Below are 17,695 nucleotides of genomic sequence, written 5' to 3'. Positions count from 1 at the left end.
AAAACTTGATCGATTCACCACGTCCGGTACGTCGGTCCGAACACCGTTTCAAGACACGCTGTAAATACATCCCTGTAAGCTCGAGAGCGCTAGTCCCACGGCTCACGGTCTTGAAACGGTGTTCGGACCGACGCACCTCTGCACTCCGATTTTCCTCGTTGCGGGAAGAATGCTTAAACAGTTGTGCGTAGGGCTGGTAAGCCGAAGGCGCACCTGCCGTAAATACACGTGACGCTATCATCTGTCCCCTCCCCGTCTCCAGGTATGGTATTTCTCCAACCACCGAAGTACCGCTTCCGGCTTGTGGGCTTTTTTCCACTCGCCGGCGGCGTACTTGTTGGCCTCGGCCAGCGTCGGATAGACATGGATGGTGCCGAGAATTTTGTTCAGGCCCAGACCGTGACGCATGGCAAGAATAAATTCGGCCATCAGGTTGCTCGCTTCGGTACCGACGATGACTACGCCCAGGATTTTATCCTTGCCTTTCGGGGTGATGACTTTGATGAAGCCAGTGGTGGTGCTGTCGGCAATGGCGCGATCTAACTCGGCCAACTCAAAGCGGGTAACTTCATAATCTATACCCTGCGCCTTCGCCTCACGCTCGCTGATGCCCACGCGGGCAATCTCCGGATCCAGGAAGGTGGTCCAGGGGATGACGGAATAGTCAACCTTGAAGCGTTTGAACTGCCCGAACAGCGCATTCACCGCGGCGTACCAGGCCATGTGCGCGGCGGTGTGGGTAAACTGATAGGGCCCCGCCACATCGCCGGCGGCGTAGATGTTCGGGTACAGAGTTTCCAGGTATTCGTTGGTCAGGACCGTCCGTTCAGTGCGGATACCCAGATCTTCCAGTCCGTAACCGGTCAATCGGGCCTTGCGGCCCACCGCGACCAGCAGTTGGTCAAAGGGGATCCGTTTTTCTTCGCCTTCGTGTTTGACCACCAGCACTTTTTCATCACCGTCGCGCTCGCAACGCAAGGCCTCGTGTCGGGTCAGCACTTCAACCCCACCGGCCATCATTGCCTCACGGGCGATCTCCGACACCTCACTGTCTTCTTTGGCGAGAATGCGCTCACCTCGTTCGACCTGACTCACTTTGGACCCAAGACGAGCGAAGGCATGAGACAGCTCTGAACCAATGGGACCACCACCGAGCACGATCAGGCGCTTGGGCGGTTCGTCCAGTTTCGCAAAGGTATCCCACAGCGTATCGCTGGTGACATAGCCAACATCGTTCAGTCCGGGCAGATCCGGCACCAGAGGTTCGGCACCGGCCGCAATGACAATGCTGCGGGTGGTCAGGCGCTGGGTACCACCATCATTCAGGGCGATATCGACGGTCCAGGGGTCCACAATCGTGGCGTAGCCCTGCACCACATCAACCCCCAGACCGGTGTAGCGTTCGACACTATCATGGGGCTCGACTTCCTTGATCACCTTGTGAATTCGCTCCATCACGGCGCGAAAGCTGAAGGTCGGCTGTTGAGCGTTCAGACCATAATGGTCCGCATGTCGCATCTGGTGGGCGACCTTGGCACTTTTGATCAGCGCTTTGCTGGGCACACAGCCATAGTTCAGGCAGTCACCCCCCATTTTATGGGCCTCCACCAACGTGACTTTGGCTTTGACCGTCGCCCCGATGTAGGCAGACACCAGGCCGCCCGCACCACCGCCAATCACCACGAGATTGCGGTCAAACCGCTTCGGTTTGGTCCAACCTTTGTAGGCCCGGCGCCGCTGAACCAGGCGCACAATCGCCTTTGCGATCCAGGGGAACACCCCGAGCAGCGCAAACGACAGAATGAGTTCCGGCGAGAAAATACCGCCCACACTGTCGATCTCCGCCAACTGGGTGCCGGCATTGACATAGACGGCGGTACCGCCAAGCATGCCCAACTGACTGACCCAATAAAAGGTCCAGGTTTTCAGACGCGTCACCCCCATCACCAGGTTGATGACGAAAAAGGGAAACAGCGGGACCAGACGCAGCGTAAATAGGTAGAAAGCACCGTCCCTTGCAATACCGCGATTAATGGCCTTCAAGCGCTCGCCGAAGCGGTTCTGCACCGATTCACGCAGCACAAACCGGGCCACCAGAAACGCCAGTGTTGCCCCGATGCTGGACGCGAAAGAGACCAGCAACAGCCCCTGCCACAACCCGAATAGCGCGCCGCCGGCCAGGGTCATAATCGCCGCGCCGGGCAACGACAAGGCGGTAACAAGCACATAAACCGCAAAATAGACCGTGGGCACCAGCACAGGGAAGTCATGCAACCATTGCCCGAAGGTCTCCTGGCTGCTTTTAAGCTGTGTCAGTGTAAAGTAGTCGTCGAGACCGAACCCAAAGAAAACGGCAACCAGAGCGGCGACCAGGGCAATAATCAACAAGCGTTGCATTCTGCATCCTTTGATGTGAAAAAGTATGGCGAGCGCGGATCGATAAAACGGCTCACTCCAACACGTCGTCGCTGTCTATACGTCTGTTCCGGAAACGACGATGCCATCTTCCCGGACGAATTACGCCGGGCGCTGGTGCTCAGAGCGCCAGCGCTCGACTCATTGCGGGAATTTGGTGGTTCAGTAGCGGCTCGTTCTCTTCATAGTTTACCGGCACCACAATCAAGTGCACTCCGCCTTGATGCCAGGCGCTCTGAACGCTGTCCACCAGGTGCGGGATGGATGTCACTTCCACGCCCGTTGCCCCGTAGCTTTGGGCGTAACGAATGAAGTCCGGATTGCCGTAATTCAATCCGTAGTCCGAAAAACCCATATGTCGTTGCTTCCAACGAATCATGCCGTACGCATCATCACGTAACACCAGAACCACCAAATCGAGTTTCAATCGAACGGCCGTCTCCATCTCCTGAGAGTTCATCATAAAGCCACCATCGCCGCACACAGCCACAACCCGTCGTTCGGGGTGCACCAACTTGGTGGCCATGGCCGAAGGCAGCCCGGCCCCCATGCTCGCCAGCGCATTGTCCAGCAGCAAGGTGTTGGATTGATAGGCGGGGTAGTTACGAGCGAACCAGAGTTTGTAAATGCCGTTGTCGAGTGCGAGGATGCCATCATCGGGCATCAGCGCCCTTACCTCGGCCACCAGCCGCTGCGGATCCATGGGTATTCGCGCATCCTGTGCGTGCGCTGTGAGTTGCTCAGTGAACCCTTGACGCACCCTCTGATACACCGCGAAATCCCAATGCGGCTCGACGCTCAACCGGTCAGCCAACCGACTGATACTGTCCGCCATATCACCGATCACTTCCTGCTGAGGGTAATAGACGCTGTCGACCGACGCCGGCACGTAGTTCAGGTGAATGACCTGTGCATCGCCACAAGGCGCCAGAAACTCCCCGGCACCCAGTCTGCAGTTCGCGGCATCGGTATCGGCGCCCATTACAAAGGGCGGCTTTTCGATCACGTCGTGCCCGATGTTGATAATCAGGTCCGCCGCCTCAAATGCCCGGTGGACAAAGTCATCACTCGAAAGCGCCGCTGTGCCGAGATACCCGGGATGCCGTTCATCCAGCACCCCTTTACCCATCTGGGTGGCAACCCATGGAATTCCCGTACGATCAACCAGGGCTTTCAGGCTAGCATGGATGTCGTAACGGCTCGCGCTGGCGCCGATAAGCAACAGGGGACGCCGCGCACTGCGAATTGCTTGTGCGGCCAGTGCCAGGCATTCATCGGACGCCTGGGGCATTTCGGCTCGACTCGGTGCGATGATCGGCGCCTCGGTAGACTCCTGTGCGACATCCTCCGGCAGTTCCAGGTGCACGGCGCCGGGCCGTTCCAGTTCGGCACGGCGAAAGGCTTCGCGAACCCTCGCCGGAATCGCCTGACCACTCACCAGCTGACGGGTGTACTTGGTCAAAGGCGTCATCATGTCCACAACGTCAATGATCTGAAACTCACCCTGCTTGCTGCTCTTAATCGGTTTTTGACCGGTAATCATGAGTAGTGGCATGGCACCAAGCTGGGCATAGGCCGCGGCGGTCACCAAGTTGGTTGCCCCCGGCCCGAGCGTGGCCAGGCACACGCCGGCCCGGCCGGTGAGCCGCCCCTGGGTAGCGGCCATGAAGCCCGCCGCCTGTTCGTGCCGGGTCAACACCAGTTCAATGGAAGAACGCGAGAGCGAGTCCAGCAAATCCAGATTTTCTTCACCTGGCACACCAAAGACTCGCTCAACCCCTTCGGATTCCAGCGCTTTGACCAGTAAGTCAGAAGCTTTCATAGTGAGAGACGCTCTTGTCGATGAATGTCGGACTAGGCATCCGGCGAGTGGAGTGGACGAGCGCCACACAGTACCCCCAGATCATAAAATTCCTGCAGGATAAGTTCACCGCCGGACAGTAACGCATCGGGATCAACCTGTGGGGACTCTCGTTGTAAACACTCAAGAATTTGTCGACCGCTCAGCTCAGGCTTCGCATCCAGCAGCGCCAACAGGCGTGCGGTAAAGGCATTCAAAGCCATGAACGATACCCGACGATCCCGAGTGCGATACACCAATACCCAGGTAGGAAGCTCTGGGGGTTCCTGAGGCTGAAACCCGGGGCCGATCTGATGCACCGGGAAACGGTACTCCAGCGGCCAGGCCAGGGGTGACAGCACCGGGTGGCCGGCCATAACATCCTTGTGCAACCCCGGTTCAGGTTCGGGATTGGTCGCAATCTGCAACGCCAACTCCACCCACTCGTAGTGCAGCAGTTCCGCCATAAAGGGGGGATCTTCCGGGGTGATCGGCCGAGCGTCGGAATTGACGTAATCAATGTATTCACGCCCGATATCGGAGAACAGGGGGCTCTNACAACGATGGTGCTGCATGAAACCGCGCACCTCTTTCAGCCACCAGTCTTCAGGCATCAGGGATTTGAACACCGGAAAATTGTTGCTCAAGAAAGTATTCAGGTTGTTGAAAAACAGATCCTGATAGATTTTCATNCGGCGCGCTTCCACTTCCGTATNCGGCTGNCCCTCCGGNTCACGGATGGCNCCGGCGAAACGCTTCAGCGCCTCCCGGTAATCATCGGGCACCGACATGGGCCACCTCGTTCTGGTGCGCACGAACCGTATCCACTTCGGTCAGCAGCTCTGGCAGCGGTGGCAGATTGAAGTCCCGCTCAAGCAGTGTGGGACAGATACCCGCATGGTCATAGGCCACATCCAGCAGCTGCCAGACCGGATCGATGACATCCGCTCCGTGNGTNTCCACCAGNAGGTCTTCCGCCTCCCGGTAGTGACCGGCAATGTGCATGTATTGAATGCGCTCGGCCGGCATGGCGCGGATAAATGCCTCGGCATCATAGCGATGATTGACGCTGTTGACGTAGGCGTTGTTGACGTCCAGTAACAGGTTGCAATCCGCCTCTTCAAGCACCGCCCGAATGAAGGTGGCCTCGTCCAGCTCCGGCACCGGCATCTGCGGCGTGGTGACAGGCGCATAGTAAGAGACATTCTCCAGAGCGATGCGCCGCTCGAGAATATCCTGAACCTGGCGTACGCGCTCGGCGATCCAGCGNACNCCACTTTCNGTNAAGGGNACCGGCATCAGGTCATAGAGATGACCGTCGTCGCTGCAGGCGCTCAGATGTTCTGAGTAAAGCTCGATCCGGTGNTCATCGAGAAACTGNNTGATNCGGGTCACAAANTCGACATCCAGCGGNGCCGGACTNCCGATGGACANGGATAAACCGTGGGTNCTGAACGGGTAGCGTTCGGTCAATGCGCGGAATTTNGCGCCAAGNCGNCCCCCCATCGCCATCCAGTTCTCTGGAGCAACTTCGAGAAAGTCGATACGACCGTCGGGGGACGGCGGCAACTGATCCAGCAACTCGCGCCGCAGACCCAACCCGACACCTTGGACTTTGGACAGAGGCATACTCAGACACTCACTCGCTCTCTACATTCATCAGCCAGGCGGGGCGTGAAGCCCCGCCTGGCTATTACATCAAGCGCCGCACTTACCTTCGCCGCACTTACCTTCGCCGCACTTACCTTCGGCATCCTTGTCTTTCTTGTCCTCACCACACTTGGCTTCGCCGCATTTGGCCTCGCCACCTTTTTTCTCTTCGCCGCACTTGGCTTCACCACATTTGGCTTCACCACATTTGGCTTCACCGTCTTTCTTCTCGCCACCGTGGTTGTGAGCCAATTGACTGTAACCGCTGGAGAGTGTTTCGGCCGAAAAGGGNTTTTCGGCGACAGCGGCCTGGCTACCCAGGCCCAACAACAGGGCGGCACTGGCAGAGGCGATCAGGGGATTTTTCATGGATTTCATCGTTGTTCTCCTACGAAAGTTATTGGAATCATCTGAACGTTCAGATTACATACCGTCATAAACGCGCTATAGATCATAGCGCATGTCTCGGACCGCCGCTTTCGCAAGAGGGTTCAGTACTCAGTACAACGACGTCTTCGCCTCAGGGCAGGTACACCCGGGCAAACACCGCTTTCAGATAATCGGTCTCGGGGATGGCCGGNTGCACNGGATGATCGGCGCCCTGCCCGCCCTGNGCGATNATCTGTACGTGACGNTCCAGNTGCCGGCCGGCACCGCGCACGATATCGGTCAGCGATTCCCGGGCCAGGTGCATGGAGCAGGAAGCCGACACCAGCAGGCCGTCGCGGCCCAGCAGTCGAATGGCCAGCTCATTGATGTGGCGATACGCCGCCTCTCCGGCCTTCTGGTCCTTGCGCCGTTTGATAAACGCGGGCGGGTCCAGCACCACCACATCGAANGTTTCACCNTCGGCNATCAGTGCCTTGAGCACGTCAATGGCCTTGCCCTGAAGCGCGCTGACCCGGTCCGCCACGCCGTTCAGCTCGGCATTGGTGGCCACTCCGTCCAGCGCCGTGGCCGAGGCATCCACACAGACCACTTCCCGGGCGCCGGCGTTGGCAGCCGCCACACCCCAACCGCCCATATAGGAAAAGACATCCAGCACCCGGCGATCCCGACACCAGCCCTGAAGGCGAGCGCGATTGTCGCGGTGATCGTAGAACCAACCGGTTTTCTGACCCTGTCCTACCGGAATCCGGAAGCGGGTCCCATTCTCCAACAGCTCCAGGNTGTCCGGCATGGTGCCGTGGGCGACTTCCTGNTAGCGCGCCAACCCTTCNAGCTCGCGGGCGCCGTGATCGTTGTCCAGCAGAATGCCCGCGGGCTNCAGNCACTGNACCAGNGCCTCGATNATATCGGCCTTGTGNCGCTCCATNCCGGCACTGGCAATCTGAACCACCAGNTANTCACCAAANCGGTCCACCACCAGNCCGGGNAGCAGATCGGAATCGCCGTAGATGAGTCGGTAATAGGGGCCGGGAAAGAAGGCATCGCGCAAGGCCAGAGCCTGATTGATACGGTGCACGAGCAGGGATTTACTCAGGGGCTGCTCCGGATCGCGATTGACCAGCCGCGCGCAGATCAGGCCGGCCGGATTGACCACCGCCACCCCGAGCGCCTTGCCGGTGCTGGCCAGGACCAGCGCCTGATCCCCGGGTTGAAACGCCTTGAGCGGCGTTTTGGCCACGTCTACTTCGTTACTGTAGATCCACAGGTGGCCGCGTTTGAGGCGACGGTCGGTATTTTTCTTGAGCTGCAAGGGGGGCAATGACACGGGTCGTTCTCCAATGACGATCGACCGCCGGAAGTGGCGGCGCTCGCCATTCTACGCGAGACCACGACCGGACACGATCACTCCGGCTGTGGAATAGGCAGTTGGGATCTTTCGGCAAAGCGGCTCCGGTCTTGTTCGGTAGCGCCCTCACGACACTCTCCCCGCAGCCACATCTCGGCCCGGGACAGACGATAGTCCAACTCCAGAAAGCCCTCCCGGCAGTACCCGGTGAGCGTCACGGCCCGCTCGGCGTCGCTGCGCAACTGCCGGTACTCGCGGCTGCCCAAAGGCTCCCGACGACGATGCTCGGTCACATCCTTGGGGGACCGGTACACCTGCACCAGTGGCCGCTGACGGGCATCCGGCACATCNAGTTGATACACAAACAGTTTGCTGTTGTTGGGCCGCAGATCAATCGACAGCGTCTCTTTCAGGCCCCCGTAATGGCGCCCACCGCTACTGCACCCGATCAGCAGGGTACCGATCAACACTCCGGTCACGCCCAACCACCACCGGCCTCTGCCATTGCCCATATTCCGTTCCCCACTCCTCAAGATGTTGCTGTTCAGGCCGACAACCCAATACGAAACCCTAAAACATTTCCCCGGTATTGACCACCAGCGGAGCGACCCGGTGACCAAGTACAGCCGACTACCATTGCCACTGGCCCCTGCGCGCAACGCCCTGCTGCTACTGATGGCCGCCGCCCTCATGGGTGACGCCACCGCCGGCCCCAGCCAACCACATTTTGGCAGCCACCCTCAGGGCACCCACGGCCAGCATACCGCACAGTACGAACCGGTCTCGGGATCGGACCCAGGCGCCCCGCACCCGGCGGCCACGGCTTCAGCGAGCACCGGCGCCCCCCGGGCGGAAACCTCGGCCGCCGCCTTGGCCTGCCCCCACGGAGCAAGGGAGTACCGTAAGTCATTGCTGATCACCGCCTTCCCCCGCCGGGAGCGGGCCGAAGCTAACGCAGGCGGCCTCTCGGGCGCCGAGCAGGCTCTGGCTGAGCGCCTGGGAGAACACCTGGCCCGGGGCAACCAGCTGTTTCAGTACCAACTGATCGGGCAGAGCCTGCCGGAACCGTCCGCCAATTCGGGCCAGCCCATTCGCCAGTTGGCCCGGGAGCATGGCACGCAACTGGTGCTCAGCGGCACACTCCATGACCTGGGCATGGCCCGCCCCGGGGATGCGCTCAACCCCGGCNTGGTGACCCGCGCCCGCAACGCCGCCGTCAGCACCCTGCGCCTGAAGCCAGAATGGGACACCCGGCAACGGGATTTTGTTCTACAGCTGAATTTACACGATGGCCATACGGGACAGCGATTACACACGCGGAGCTACCGTTTGGCGGGAATATGGAACCCCAGACGCCCGGAGCGCGCCCGATTCGGGACCCCGGCGTTCTGGGAGACCGACTACGGCCAGAAGATTGAAGCGGTGTTGGCCGAGGCGGGCCGGGCGCTGAACGAAGTGATTCGCTGCCAGCCTCTGGTGGCGCGCCTGGACCCACCCCGTTCGGGCGCAACCACACTGCTACATGCCGGACACGTCCAGGGGTTACAAGTGGGGGACCGACTGCCTCTGCACCGGATCAGCCTGCGGCCCATTCCGGGGGAGTATCGGCAGTACAGCGCGCACCGCCTGGAGAGCGGCGTTCATCTGAGGGTGGANAAGGTTCACCCTCAAACCAGCGAGGTGCGCCTGGAGGGCGCCACCTCACTGCACGGTGAACACTATGCGGTGACACCGGGCCAGGCACCCTCAGAAAACGAGGTGTACACCTGGCTTCAGGACTGACTCTGTCTCAGGGGCTGACTCAGGCGTCAGCCGGCTGCGAGGACTCGCCCTGCTTGCGAACCTGCTGTACCGCCTGGGCGAATACCGCATCGAAGTTGATCGGAGGCAGCATCAGGGGCGGGAAACCGCCGCGGGACAGCGTGGANTCAATCACTTCGCGCGTGTAGGGGAACAGGATCTGGGGGCAGGTGGTGTTGATCACCTGGCTCAACTGGGCTTTCTCCAGCCCCTGAATCGCGAACAGGCCAGCCTGCTTCACTTCCACCAGAAACACCACCTTGTCATCCATCGTGGCGGTGATGGTCATCANCAGCACCACTTCGTAGTGGTTTTCATCCAGGTTGTTGACCTGAACATTCAGCTCCTGATCAATTTTCGGTTTCCAGGCACGGTTGAAGGATTCAACGCCCATAGGCGTTTCAAAGGACAAATCCTTCAGGTAGATCCGCTTGATCTGAAGACCGCGCGGCGCTTCCTGAGTGGCGCCAGCGCCGTTTTCCTGAGTGGTGTTTTCATCTGCCATAATTAGGTTTCCGTTGGTTCAATCAATTAGCCCTGAATCGGCCGCTGTCGGTGAGCGCTCAGCCCAGCATGTCATCCAGCTTGCCGCTCTTGTCCAGTGCCCACAGGTCCGTGAAGCCACCCACATGGGCGTCTCCAATCCAGATCTGAGGCACCGTGCGCTGACCACTGTCAGCCATCATCTTTTTACGCAGGGAGGGGTCCCGATCCACCCGAATCTCTTCAAATGCCACCCCTTTACCTTCCAGCAAATGCTTGGCATTGACGCAGAACGGGCATACCGCCGTGGTGTACATCACTACTTTCGCCATTCTAACCTCCTGCGGATCAGCCTTTCACCAAGGGCATACCCTGGTTCTGCCACTCGGTAATACCGCCGGCCAGACGGCGCACATCAAAGCCTTTCTGCCCCAGGGTACGGCCGGCCGCCCCCGCGTGCTGACCGAGCTTGTCCGCCACCACGATGATCTTGTCCCGGTGCGGCGCCAGTAGCTGCTCTGCCTCTGCCGTCACTTTTTTGTAGGGCAGGTTCAGCGCGCCGGAAATATGGCCGGCTTTGAACTCCGACGCCTCGCGCACATCCAGCAGCACCGCCTCCTCGTTGTTGAGCAGGCGGGTCACCTCAAACGCGGGAATGGGCTTGCCATTCTTGATGCGCTCGCGCATGGCGTACACCAGCATCAACACCGCCAGCGTGGTGATCAGAAGCCATTCTTGACTGACAAATACAAAAAATTCCACGTCTTCGCCTTCCTCAACTCGAATCGGGGAGAATCCGCGCACGGCTTACCCGAGGCGGAGCGCGCCGCAGTATACACTATCAGACGTCCTTTTCTCAGCGGCTGACGTAGAGTTACCACGGGTAACGCGTTAGAATGGACCTTTTGTACCCGGTTGCGACCCGCCGGGTACTGGCAATGGCCATTCCATTCGACCTTCATTCAGCGACTCAGAGAAGTGACCGTAACTATGACCGCTAACCAGACTGCTGCCAAAAAGCCCACCGTATTGATCGTTCTGGATGGCGTTGGCTACTCGGAAAAGACCGAGCACAACGCTGTGTACAGTGCCAACACCCCGGTTCTGGACCGCCTCTGGAAAGAGGCTCCGCACAGCCTGATCGCCACCTCCGGGATGGCGGTGGGCCTGCCGGAAGGCCAGATGGGCAACAGTGAAGTGGGCCACACCACCATTGGTGCCGGCCGAGTGGTCTACCAGAATTTCACCCGTATCAATAAAGCCATCGAAGATGGCGAGTTCGCCGAGAACCCGGCCTACGCCGCGGCCATCGACACAGCCAAAGACGCCGGCAAGGCCGTGCACGTGTTCGGCCTGCTGTCCGAAGGGGGCGTTCACAGTCACGAAGACCACATTTTTGCCATGGTGGACGCTGCCGCCAAACGCGGCGCCAAGGAAGTGTACCTGCACGCCTTCCTGGACGGCCGCGACACCGCCCCGCGCAGCGCCAAGGCCTCTCTCGAGAAAGCCGAAAAGCAGTTCGCCGAGCTGGGCGTTGGTCGGGTGGCCAGCATTGTCGGGCGCTACTTCGCCATGGACCGGGACAACAACTGGGATCGAGTAGAGAAAGCCTACAACGCCATGGCCTGCGGCACCGGCGAATTTACCGCCAAGACCGCCGTTGAAGGCCTGGCCGCCGCTTATGAGCGCGATGAAAACGACGAATTCGTCAAAGCGACCGTGATTGCCGGTGACGGCCAGGAGCCGGTCACGATGCAGGACGGCGATGTTGCCATCTTCATGAACTTCCGCCCCGACCGGGCCCGCCAGATCACCCGCGCCCTGATCGAGAGCGATTTCGACGGCTTCAAGCGTCAGTGCGAGCCCAAGCTGGCCGACTTCGTGATGACCACCGAGTACGCCTCGGACATCAAGGCCAACTGCGCCTTCCCGCCTCAGGAGCTGGTGAACTCCTTTGGCGACTACCTGGCCAAGCAGGGCAAAACCCAGCTGCGCATTGCCGAGACCGAGAAGTACGCCCACGTGACCTTCTTCTTCAACGGCGGCACCGAGTCCGAGTTTGAAGGCGAGGATCGCATTCTGGTGCCCTCGCCGAAAGTGGCCACCTACGACCTGCAGCCNGAAATGAGNGCTCCGGANGTGACCGACAAACTGGTCGAAGCCATCGAGTCCGGGAAGTACGACGCCATCATCTGCAACTACGCCAACGGCGACATGGTGGGCCACTCGGGCATCTTCGAAGCGGCGGTCAAATCCGTTGAAGCCGTGGATGAGTGCCTGGGACGGGTGCTCGACGCCACTCTGAAAGCGGGAGGCGAAGCGCTGGTGACCGCTGACCACGGCAACGTCGAGGAAATGTACGACCCCGAGTCCGGCCAGGTCAGCACCCAGCACTCCACCCTGCCGGTGCCTCTGATCTACGTCAGCTCGCGCNAAGGCAGCATCGCCGAAGGCGGCTCCCTGGCCGACCTGGCACCCACCATGCTGCACCTGATGGGCCTACCCCAACCCAAGGAAATGACCGGTCGCAACCTGGTCACCCTGAGCGAGTAATCCACAGATGGGGCGACCTCCCGGTCGCCCCATCGACGGCAAGGTTCCCCCCCCATGATGATCGCTGCGCGTGTCCAAGGCCTCGGAAAGTACCTGCTCTGCCTGTGCCTGATCCTGAGCGGCGCTGCTCAGGCCAATGACCAGGCNGACTATGAAGCGCGAATGCAGGAGCTTCANAAGACCATTGAGCAGTTGCAACAGGANCTGAAGAAAACCCAGGGCTCCCGGGATGANCTCAAGGAACAGCTCGAATCCTCGGAATCCGATATTGGCGAGCTGCTCAAAAAAATTGAGCGCATCGAGTCCGACCTTGAGCAACAGAACAGCGACCTGCAGAGCCTGAAGCAGGAGCGCAACGAGCTGGATCAGTCCCGACAGGCTCAGCAGCAGGCCGTTGCCGAACAGGTCCAGGCCGCCTACGCCCTGGGCCGACAGAGCCAGATCAAGTTGCTGCTCAACCAGGANAGNCCCCAGCGCGTATCGCGCCTGTTGCGNTATTACGATTACTGGCTGGAAGCNCGCACCGATAAAATCGAGCGCTACCTGGAGACGCTNGCCGAGCTGGATCGCATCGAGCCCCGCATTGTCCAGAAAACGGCTGAGCTGGCCCGCAACCGGGACCAACTGAAAGCACAACACGAACGNCTGGCCGAGCGCCAGGAAAGCCGCCGCCAGACCCTGGCNGCCCTGAATCAGCGCATCCGCTCCACCGATCAGGAGCTGGCGGACCTGCAGAAGGACCGGGAGCGGCTCCAGTCGCTGCTGGACGAAATGGTCGCCGCCGTCGCCGACCTGGAANTGCCCGGTGGCGATACCCCGTTCAGCCAGCGCAAAGGTCGCCTCCCCTGGCCGGCCCAGGGGTCNCTGCGACACCGTTTTGGCAGCGCTCAGCTGGACGGTCAGATCACCCGCAACGGCATTGTCATTGGTGCCAGCGAGGGAGAGCCGGTACTGGCCGTGCACCATGGCCGCGTGGTATTTTCCGATTACTTCCGGGGCCACGGACTCCTGTTGATTGTGGACCATGGCGAGGGCTATATGAGCCTGTACGCCCACAATCAAAGCCTGTACAAAGAGACCGGCGAGTGGGTCAGCGCGGGGGAGACCATTGCCAGCGTTGGCAACACGGGCGGCCAGATTCAGGCCGGCCTGTATTTCGAGATTCGACACCGGGGCAAACCCACCAACCCCATGCCCTGGCTGGCGCAGGCTTGATCGCCTCATCCGGGATACCGGCTATAGTGAATTATGCGCCATACTGATTGTCATATTGTCATCCCCACGGCCACGCTCGCGGGAACCGATCCACACCGGACCCTCAAGTCAGGAGAACCGGATGCTGTACGCTAATTTCAAACAGGCTGCCCTGGCGGTACTGTTCGCCACCCTATCACCGCTGGCGCTGNCCCAGTCCGTGACAGACACCGCCACGCCCGAAGAGCAGGGCCTGCTGCCGCTCGAGGAGCTNCGCACCTTCACCCGGGTNTACGACCATATTCGCAATGGTTATGTGGAGGAGCTGTCGGACGCCGAGCTGNTGGAGTACGCGATCAAGGGNATGATNGCCGAGCTGGACCCACACTCGGCCTATCTGGATGAAAAGTCCTTCGAAGATCTACAGGAAAACACCTCNGGTGAGTTTGGTGGCATCGGGATCGAAGTCGGGATGGAAGATGGCTTCGTCAAGGTGATCGCACCGATTGATGANACCCCCGCCCAGAAGGCCGGCATCGAGCCGGGCGATCTGATCATTCGCCTGGATGACCAACCGGTCAAAGGCCTGAGTCTNAACGAAGCCGTGGAGAAAATGCGCGGCCCCAAAGGCAGCGACCTGACGTTGACCGTGGTGCGGGAGGGCATCGACCAGCCTTTTGAGGTCACCCTGACCCGGGACATCATCAAGGTCAGGAGTGTGCGCGTNCGGGTTGAAGATGACCACTACGCGTACATTCGAATCGCCCAGTTCCAGGTCAGTACNGGCCAGGACATGATTGACGCGCTGGAAGACCTGCGCGCGGAGCACGACGATATNCGCGGCATTGTGCTCGANCTGCGCAACAACCCCGGGGGCGTGCTGCAGACGTCGGTGGAGGTCGCCGATGCCTTTCTGAATGAAGGGCTGGTGGTTTACACCGAGGGGCGTACCGAGAACAGCGATATGCGCTACTACGCGAATGAGGGCGAAGTGGCCGAAGACCTGCCTATTGTGGTACTGATCAACGACGGCTCCGCCTCGGCGTCTGAAATTGTGGCTGGTGCCCTGCAAGATCACGGTCGCGCCGTGGTCCTGGGGACCCGCAGCTTCGGCAAAGGCTCGGTACAGACGGTGGTTCCCATCTCTGAAACCCGGGCGGTCAAGCTCACCACGGCGCTCTACTACACTCCGAACGGTCGCTCCATCCAGGCTCAGGGCATCGTGCCCGACGTCACGGTCGAGCGCGCCCGGGTCACCGCCCTGCGCACCGGTGTCCGCTCCACCGAGGCAGATCTCGCCGGCCACCTGGGCAATGCCAACGGCGGGGAAGAGAGCAATACCCGCACCCGGAAATCCGAGCGAGAGGCCCGCGATGATGATATCGGCGACAACCAACTCCACGAAGCCATCAATATGCTCAAGGGGCTGCATATTTTTCAGCAGCGTCAGAAGGCCAATCTAGCCCAGCGCCTGCCCCCGCTGTCCGACAGCGACAATGCGCCCGAGCACGAGTCGGGAGCGGAGTAAACCCGGATGCTCCTGCCGTTGCTGCGCCTTACCCTGGTCGCCGTTCTGCTGCTGGGAGCGTCCCTGAGTCAGGCCGGGCAACTGGCGATCATCATTGATGATATCGGCTACAGCGCCGCTCTGGGAAAGCGCAGCCTGAACCTGCCCGGCAATTTCACCTTTGCCGTATTGCCGCACGCACCCCACGGCTCAAGACTGGCCCGCGAGGGGGCGGCAATGGGGAAGGAAATCATGCTGCACAACCCCATGAGCAACATTCGCAACCTGCCACTGGATGCCGGAGCGCTGGCCTCAGGCATGAGCCACAGGGACTTCATCCGCACCCTCGAGGACAACCTGAGGAGCATCCCTGAAGCCCGCGGCCTCAACAACCACATGGGCAGCCAACTGACCCAGGAAAGCGAGCCGATGGGCTGGCTGATGCAGTACTTGGGCGAACATGGCTATTACTTTATCGACAGCCGCACCACGGCGGACAGCCAGGCCTGGGAAACCGCCCGACGCTACCGGATTCCCACCCTCAAGCGGGATGTTTTCCTCGACCATGAACGTTCGGTAGAAAGCGTAATGCGCCAGCTCAAACAGGCCATCGAGCTGGCCCGTACCCGTGGCTACGCCCTTGCCATCGGTCACCCCTACCCCGAGACGTTGATGGTACTGGAGCAAATCACTCCCCTGTTGGCCGACGCTGGCGTCAACCTGGTACCCATATCGGTGCTTCTGGAGCGGCCCGAGGCCCCCCTGTCGATTGTCGGACGCAGTTGCCTGGCCCCCCCTCTCAGCCTTTGGCGCCCCCCAGTGGGCTCGCAATCGATGGCAGGCGGACCCGACGCGGCCACAGAAAAACTCAGCCCACTGGTCACCGAACGGCGCCCGTATCGCCTGAGTCAACATTTGCTATTAAATTAATATTGCTCTATAAAGACAGGAAGCGGTTGCGTAGCGGGTGTTACCGGCGCAGACACCGCACTTCGATCAGGGAATTCACCCCGATCCCGGGGAAAAGCGATCAACCAAGCAGGTTAAGATTATGAGCGAGAACAGAGCAGGAGAACACGGCAGCGTCCCCAAGCGGAGCGGACGTTTTCTGGAAAAAGACGGCTACTGGTATTACACCACCCGGGAGGGCGTGGACATAGGCCCTTTCGACAGCCGGGAGGATGCGGAAATCGGAGTCGGCGAATTCATCGACTTCATCTGCGCCGCCGAGCCCAAGGTGAAAGAAGCCTTAGAGAGTTACCGGGCCGCCTGACCAGCGTTCACCCTACGGATATCAAACCGCGAACGCGGCATTGAGAGCTAGCGCATCTCAATGCCGCGTTCGCGCATATAGGCCTTGGCTTCGGGGATGCTGTACTCCCCAAAGTGGAAGATACTGGCCGCCAATACCGCATCGCCCCCCCCTTCCAGAACCCCATCCGCCAGGTGCTGAAGATTCCCCACTCCACCGGAGGCGATGACCGGTATCGACACCGCGTCGCTGATGGCCCGGGTCAGTTTCAGATCAAAGCCATTCTTGGTACCGTCGCGATCCATACTGGTGAGCAGTATTTCTCCCGCACCGTAATCGGCCATCTTGCGCGCCCACTGAACCGCATCAATCCCGGTAGGCTTGCGACCGCCGTGGGTAAAAATCTCCCACCGGGGCGCCTCGCCCTCACCGCTGACCTGCTTGGCGTCGATGGCGACCACAATACACTGCGACCCAAAGCGCTCCGCCGCCGCTTTGACAAACTCCGGATCGGACACGGCCGCGGAGTTGATGCCCACCTTGTCGGCCCCGGCATTGAGCATGCGCCGGATGTCTTCAATCTTGCGAATACCCCCACCCACGGTCAGCGGGATGAACACCTCGGCGGCCATGCGCTCGACGGTGTGCACGGTGGTATCCCGCCCTTCGTGGCTGGCGGTAATATCCAGAAAGGTAATCTCATCCGCGCCCTGTTCGTTGTAGCGCTTGGCCACTTCCACCGGGTCACCGGCATCACGGATATCAACAAACTGAACGCCTTTGACCACACGGCCATTATCGACGTCGAGACAGGGGATGATGCGTTTTGCTAGAGCCATATCGAACCTTTAAATGAACCTTGTAGCACTGACATCAATGCATCACGTCCGGGCCGCTATCAGGTAGCCCTTTCCAAGACACGCTGTGAATACATCCCTGTACGCTCCACAACGCGAGTCCCTCGGTTGAGGGTCTTGGAAAGGGCTACCTGACATCGGCCCTCAGTGCGGTCGTAGGAACTGCAGTTCGGCCTGCAGTTGGTTTAGTGTCTTTTTGGGCTTGGCGGCGGATGCGCCGTTGGCTTATCCGCCCTACGCAATTACGAGCTTCGTATAGCCTCTAAAAGCAATTCTTTTTGGGAGCATGCCAAGTGGCAATAGCGCACAGGTTGGCACTGAGGGCGGAGGCGGGGTAAACCCTTCGGAGACTCTCGGAGACATGGATGTCGACGAGAAGCCCCCATGGATGGGTTCACGGCGGGTCTCC

16 protein-coding genes are annotated in these 17,695 nt (G+C 60.2%); 6 read left to right on the top strand and 10 right to left on the bottom strand.

Annotated elements, in window-relative coordinates; translation table 11 throughout:
* Positions 1-237 precede the first annotated feature (237 nt).
* The 6 genes from CMG77_RS14935 to CMG77_RS14910 all read right to left on the bottom strand — a co-directional run bounded on the left by CMG77_RS14935 (position 238) and on the right by CMG77_RS14910 (position 7,619).
* The gene (locus CMG77_RS14935) at positions 238-2,397 is read right to left on the bottom strand and encodes a dihydrolipoyl dehydrogenase family protein (protein ID WP_286806808.1); all 2,160 of its coding nucleotides are present in this window, start codon (positions 2,395-2,397) and stop codon (positions 238-240) included.
* 139 nt (positions 2,398-2,536) lie between these two features.
* Positions 2,537-4,237, bottom strand: coding sequence for an acetolactate synthase large subunit (locus CMG77_RS14930; RefSeq protein WP_286806809.1), 1,701 nt, complete (start codon positions 4,235-4,237; stop codon positions 2,537-2,539).
* Between the two features lie 32 nt (positions 4,238-4,269).
* Positions 4,270-5,046: an HvfC family RiPP maturation protein gene (locus CMG77_RS14925; RefSeq protein WP_286905032.1), complete on the bottom strand. Its 777-nt coding sequence runs from the start codon at positions 5,044-5,046 to the stop codon at positions 4,270-4,272.
* Positions 5,030-5,884, bottom strand: coding sequence for an HvfB family MNIO-type RiPP peptide maturase (locus tag CMG77_RS14920; protein WP_286905030.1), 855 nt, complete (start codon positions 5,882-5,884; stop codon positions 5,030-5,032). The genes CMG77_RS14925 and CMG77_RS14920 overlap by 17 nt, the downstream gene beginning before the upstream one ends.
* Before the next feature lie 69 nt (positions 5,885-5,953).
* Positions 5,954-6,274, bottom strand: coding sequence for an HvfA family oxazolone/thioamide-modified RiPP metallophore (locus CMG77_RS14915; RefSeq protein WP_502691959.1), 321 nt, complete (start codon positions 6,272-6,274; stop codon positions 5,954-5,956).
* Positions 6,275-6,425: 151 nt separating this feature from the next.
* Entirely contained in the window at positions 6,426-7,619 is a 1,194-nt protein-coding gene (locus CMG77_RS14910) for a class I SAM-dependent rRNA methyltransferase (RefSeq protein WP_286905027.1), read from the bottom strand.
* 555 nt (positions 7,620-8,174) lie between these two features.
* Between CMG77_RS14910 and CMG77_RS14905 the strand changes: the two genes are divergently transcribed.
* Positions 8,175-9,422: a flagella assembly protein FlgT middle domain-containing protein gene (locus CMG77_RS14905; RefSeq protein WP_502691958.1), complete on the top strand. Its 1,248-nt coding sequence runs from the start codon at positions 8,175-8,177 to the stop codon at positions 9,420-9,422.
* Positions 9,423-9,441: 19 nt separating this feature from the next.
* Here the strand turns inward: CMG77_RS14905 and secB are convergent, their stop codons facing one another.
* The 3 genes from secB to CMG77_RS14890 are packed head-to-tail and all read right to left on the bottom strand — an operon-like array spanning position 9,442 to position 10,685.
* Complete coding sequence (gene secB / locus CMG77_RS14900) at positions 9,442-9,945, bottom strand: protein-export chaperone SecB (RefSeq protein WP_286905025.1); 504 nt, start codon at positions 9,943-9,945, stop codon at positions 9,442-9,444.
* A 58-nt stretch (positions 9,946-10,003) separates the two neighbouring features.
* Positions 10,004-10,255 carry a glutaredoxin 3 gene (gene grxC, locus CMG77_RS14895; protein ID WP_024461407.1) on the bottom strand — a complete coding sequence of 84 codons (252 nt, stop codon included), beginning with the start codon at positions 10,253-10,255 and terminating at the stop codon, positions 10,004-10,006.
* Positions 10,256-10,271: 16 nt separating this feature from the next.
* On the bottom strand, positions 10,272-10,685 hold the full coding sequence (locus CMG77_RS14890; RefSeq protein ID WP_024461408.1) for a rhodanese-like domain-containing protein: 414 nt from the start codon (positions 10,683-10,685) through the stop codon (positions 10,272-10,274).
* Positions 10,686-10,913: 228 nt separating this feature from the next.
* Between CMG77_RS14890 and gpmI the strand changes: the two genes are divergently transcribed.
* The 5 genes from gpmI (at position 10,914) to CMG77_RS14865 (ending at position 16,450) form a co-directional block, all read left to right on the top strand.
* Complete coding sequence (gpmI, locus tag CMG77_RS14885) at positions 10,914-12,476, top strand: 2,3-bisphosphoglycerate-independent phosphoglycerate mutase (protein ID WP_286905022.1); 1,563 nt, start codon at positions 10,914-10,916, stop codon at positions 12,474-12,476.
* A 54-nt stretch (positions 12,477-12,530) separates the two neighbouring features.
* On the top strand, positions 12,531-13,691 hold the full coding sequence (locus tag CMG77_RS14880; RefSeq protein WP_286905021.1) for a murein hydrolase activator EnvC family protein: 1,161 nt from the start codon (positions 12,531-12,533) through the stop codon (positions 13,689-13,691).
* A 121-nt stretch (positions 13,692-13,812) separates the two neighbouring features.
* The gene (locus tag CMG77_RS14875; protein ID WP_286905020.1) at positions 13,813-15,198 is read left to right on the top strand and encodes a S41 family peptidase; all 1,386 of its coding nucleotides are present in this window, start codon (positions 13,813-13,815) and stop codon (positions 15,196-15,198) included.
* A gap of 6 nt (positions 15,199-15,204) precedes the next feature.
* Positions 15,205-16,107, top strand: a complete 903-nt coding sequence (locus CMG77_RS14870) for a divergent polysaccharide deacetylase family protein (RefSeq protein ID WP_024461412.1) — start codon at positions 15,205-15,207, stop codon at positions 16,105-16,107.
* Between the two features lie 121 nt (positions 16,108-16,228).
* The gene (locus CMG77_RS14865) at positions 16,229-16,450 is read left to right on the top strand and encodes a DUF6316 family protein (RefSeq protein ID WP_036161127.1); all 222 of its coding nucleotides are present in this window, start codon (positions 16,229-16,231) and stop codon (positions 16,448-16,450) included.
* Positions 16,451-16,497: 47 nt separating this feature from the next.
* On the opposite strand, the gene hisF is transcribed toward CMG77_RS14865, so the two are convergent.
* Complete coding sequence (gene hisF, locus CMG77_RS14860) at positions 16,498-17,268, bottom strand: imidazole glycerol phosphate synthase subunit HisF (protein WP_286806823.1); 771 nt, start codon at positions 17,266-17,268, stop codon at positions 16,498-16,500.
* Positions 17,269-17,695 lie beyond the last annotated feature (427 nt).

The organism is Marinimicrobium sp. (assembly GCF_002695945.1).
Lineage (GTDB): Bacteria > Pseudomonadota > Gammaproteobacteria > Pseudomonadales > Cellvibrionaceae > Marinimicrobium > Marinimicrobium koreense.
Note: the sequence above shows the minus strand (reverse complement) of the source record. Positions and strands in the feature narration are given on the sequence as shown.

Coding starts and splice junctions, on each gene's coding strand:
- CMG77_RS14935 (WP_286806808.1), bottom strand. CDS start 2,397: ATGCAACGCTTGTTGATTATTGCCCTGGTCGCCGCTCTGGTTGCCGTT.
- CMG77_RS14930 (WP_286806809.1), bottom strand. CDS start 4,237: ATGAAAGCTTCTGACTTACTGGTCAAAGCGCTGGAATCCGAAGGGGTT.
- grxC (WP_024461407.1), bottom strand. CDS start 10,255: ATGGCGAAAGTAGTGATGTACACCACGGCGGTATGCCCGTTCTGCGTC.
- CMG77_RS14870 (WP_024461412.1), top strand. CDS start 15,205: ATGCTCCTGCCGTTGCTGCGCCTTACCCTGGTCGCCGTTCTGCTGCTG.
- CMG77_RS14865 (WP_036161127.1), top strand. CDS start 16,229: ATGAGCGAGAACAGAGCAGGAGAACACGGCAGCGTCCCCAAGCGGAGC.
- hisF (WP_286806823.1), bottom strand. CDS start 17,268: ATGGCTCTAGCAAAACGCATCATCCCCTGTCTCGACGTCGATAATGGC.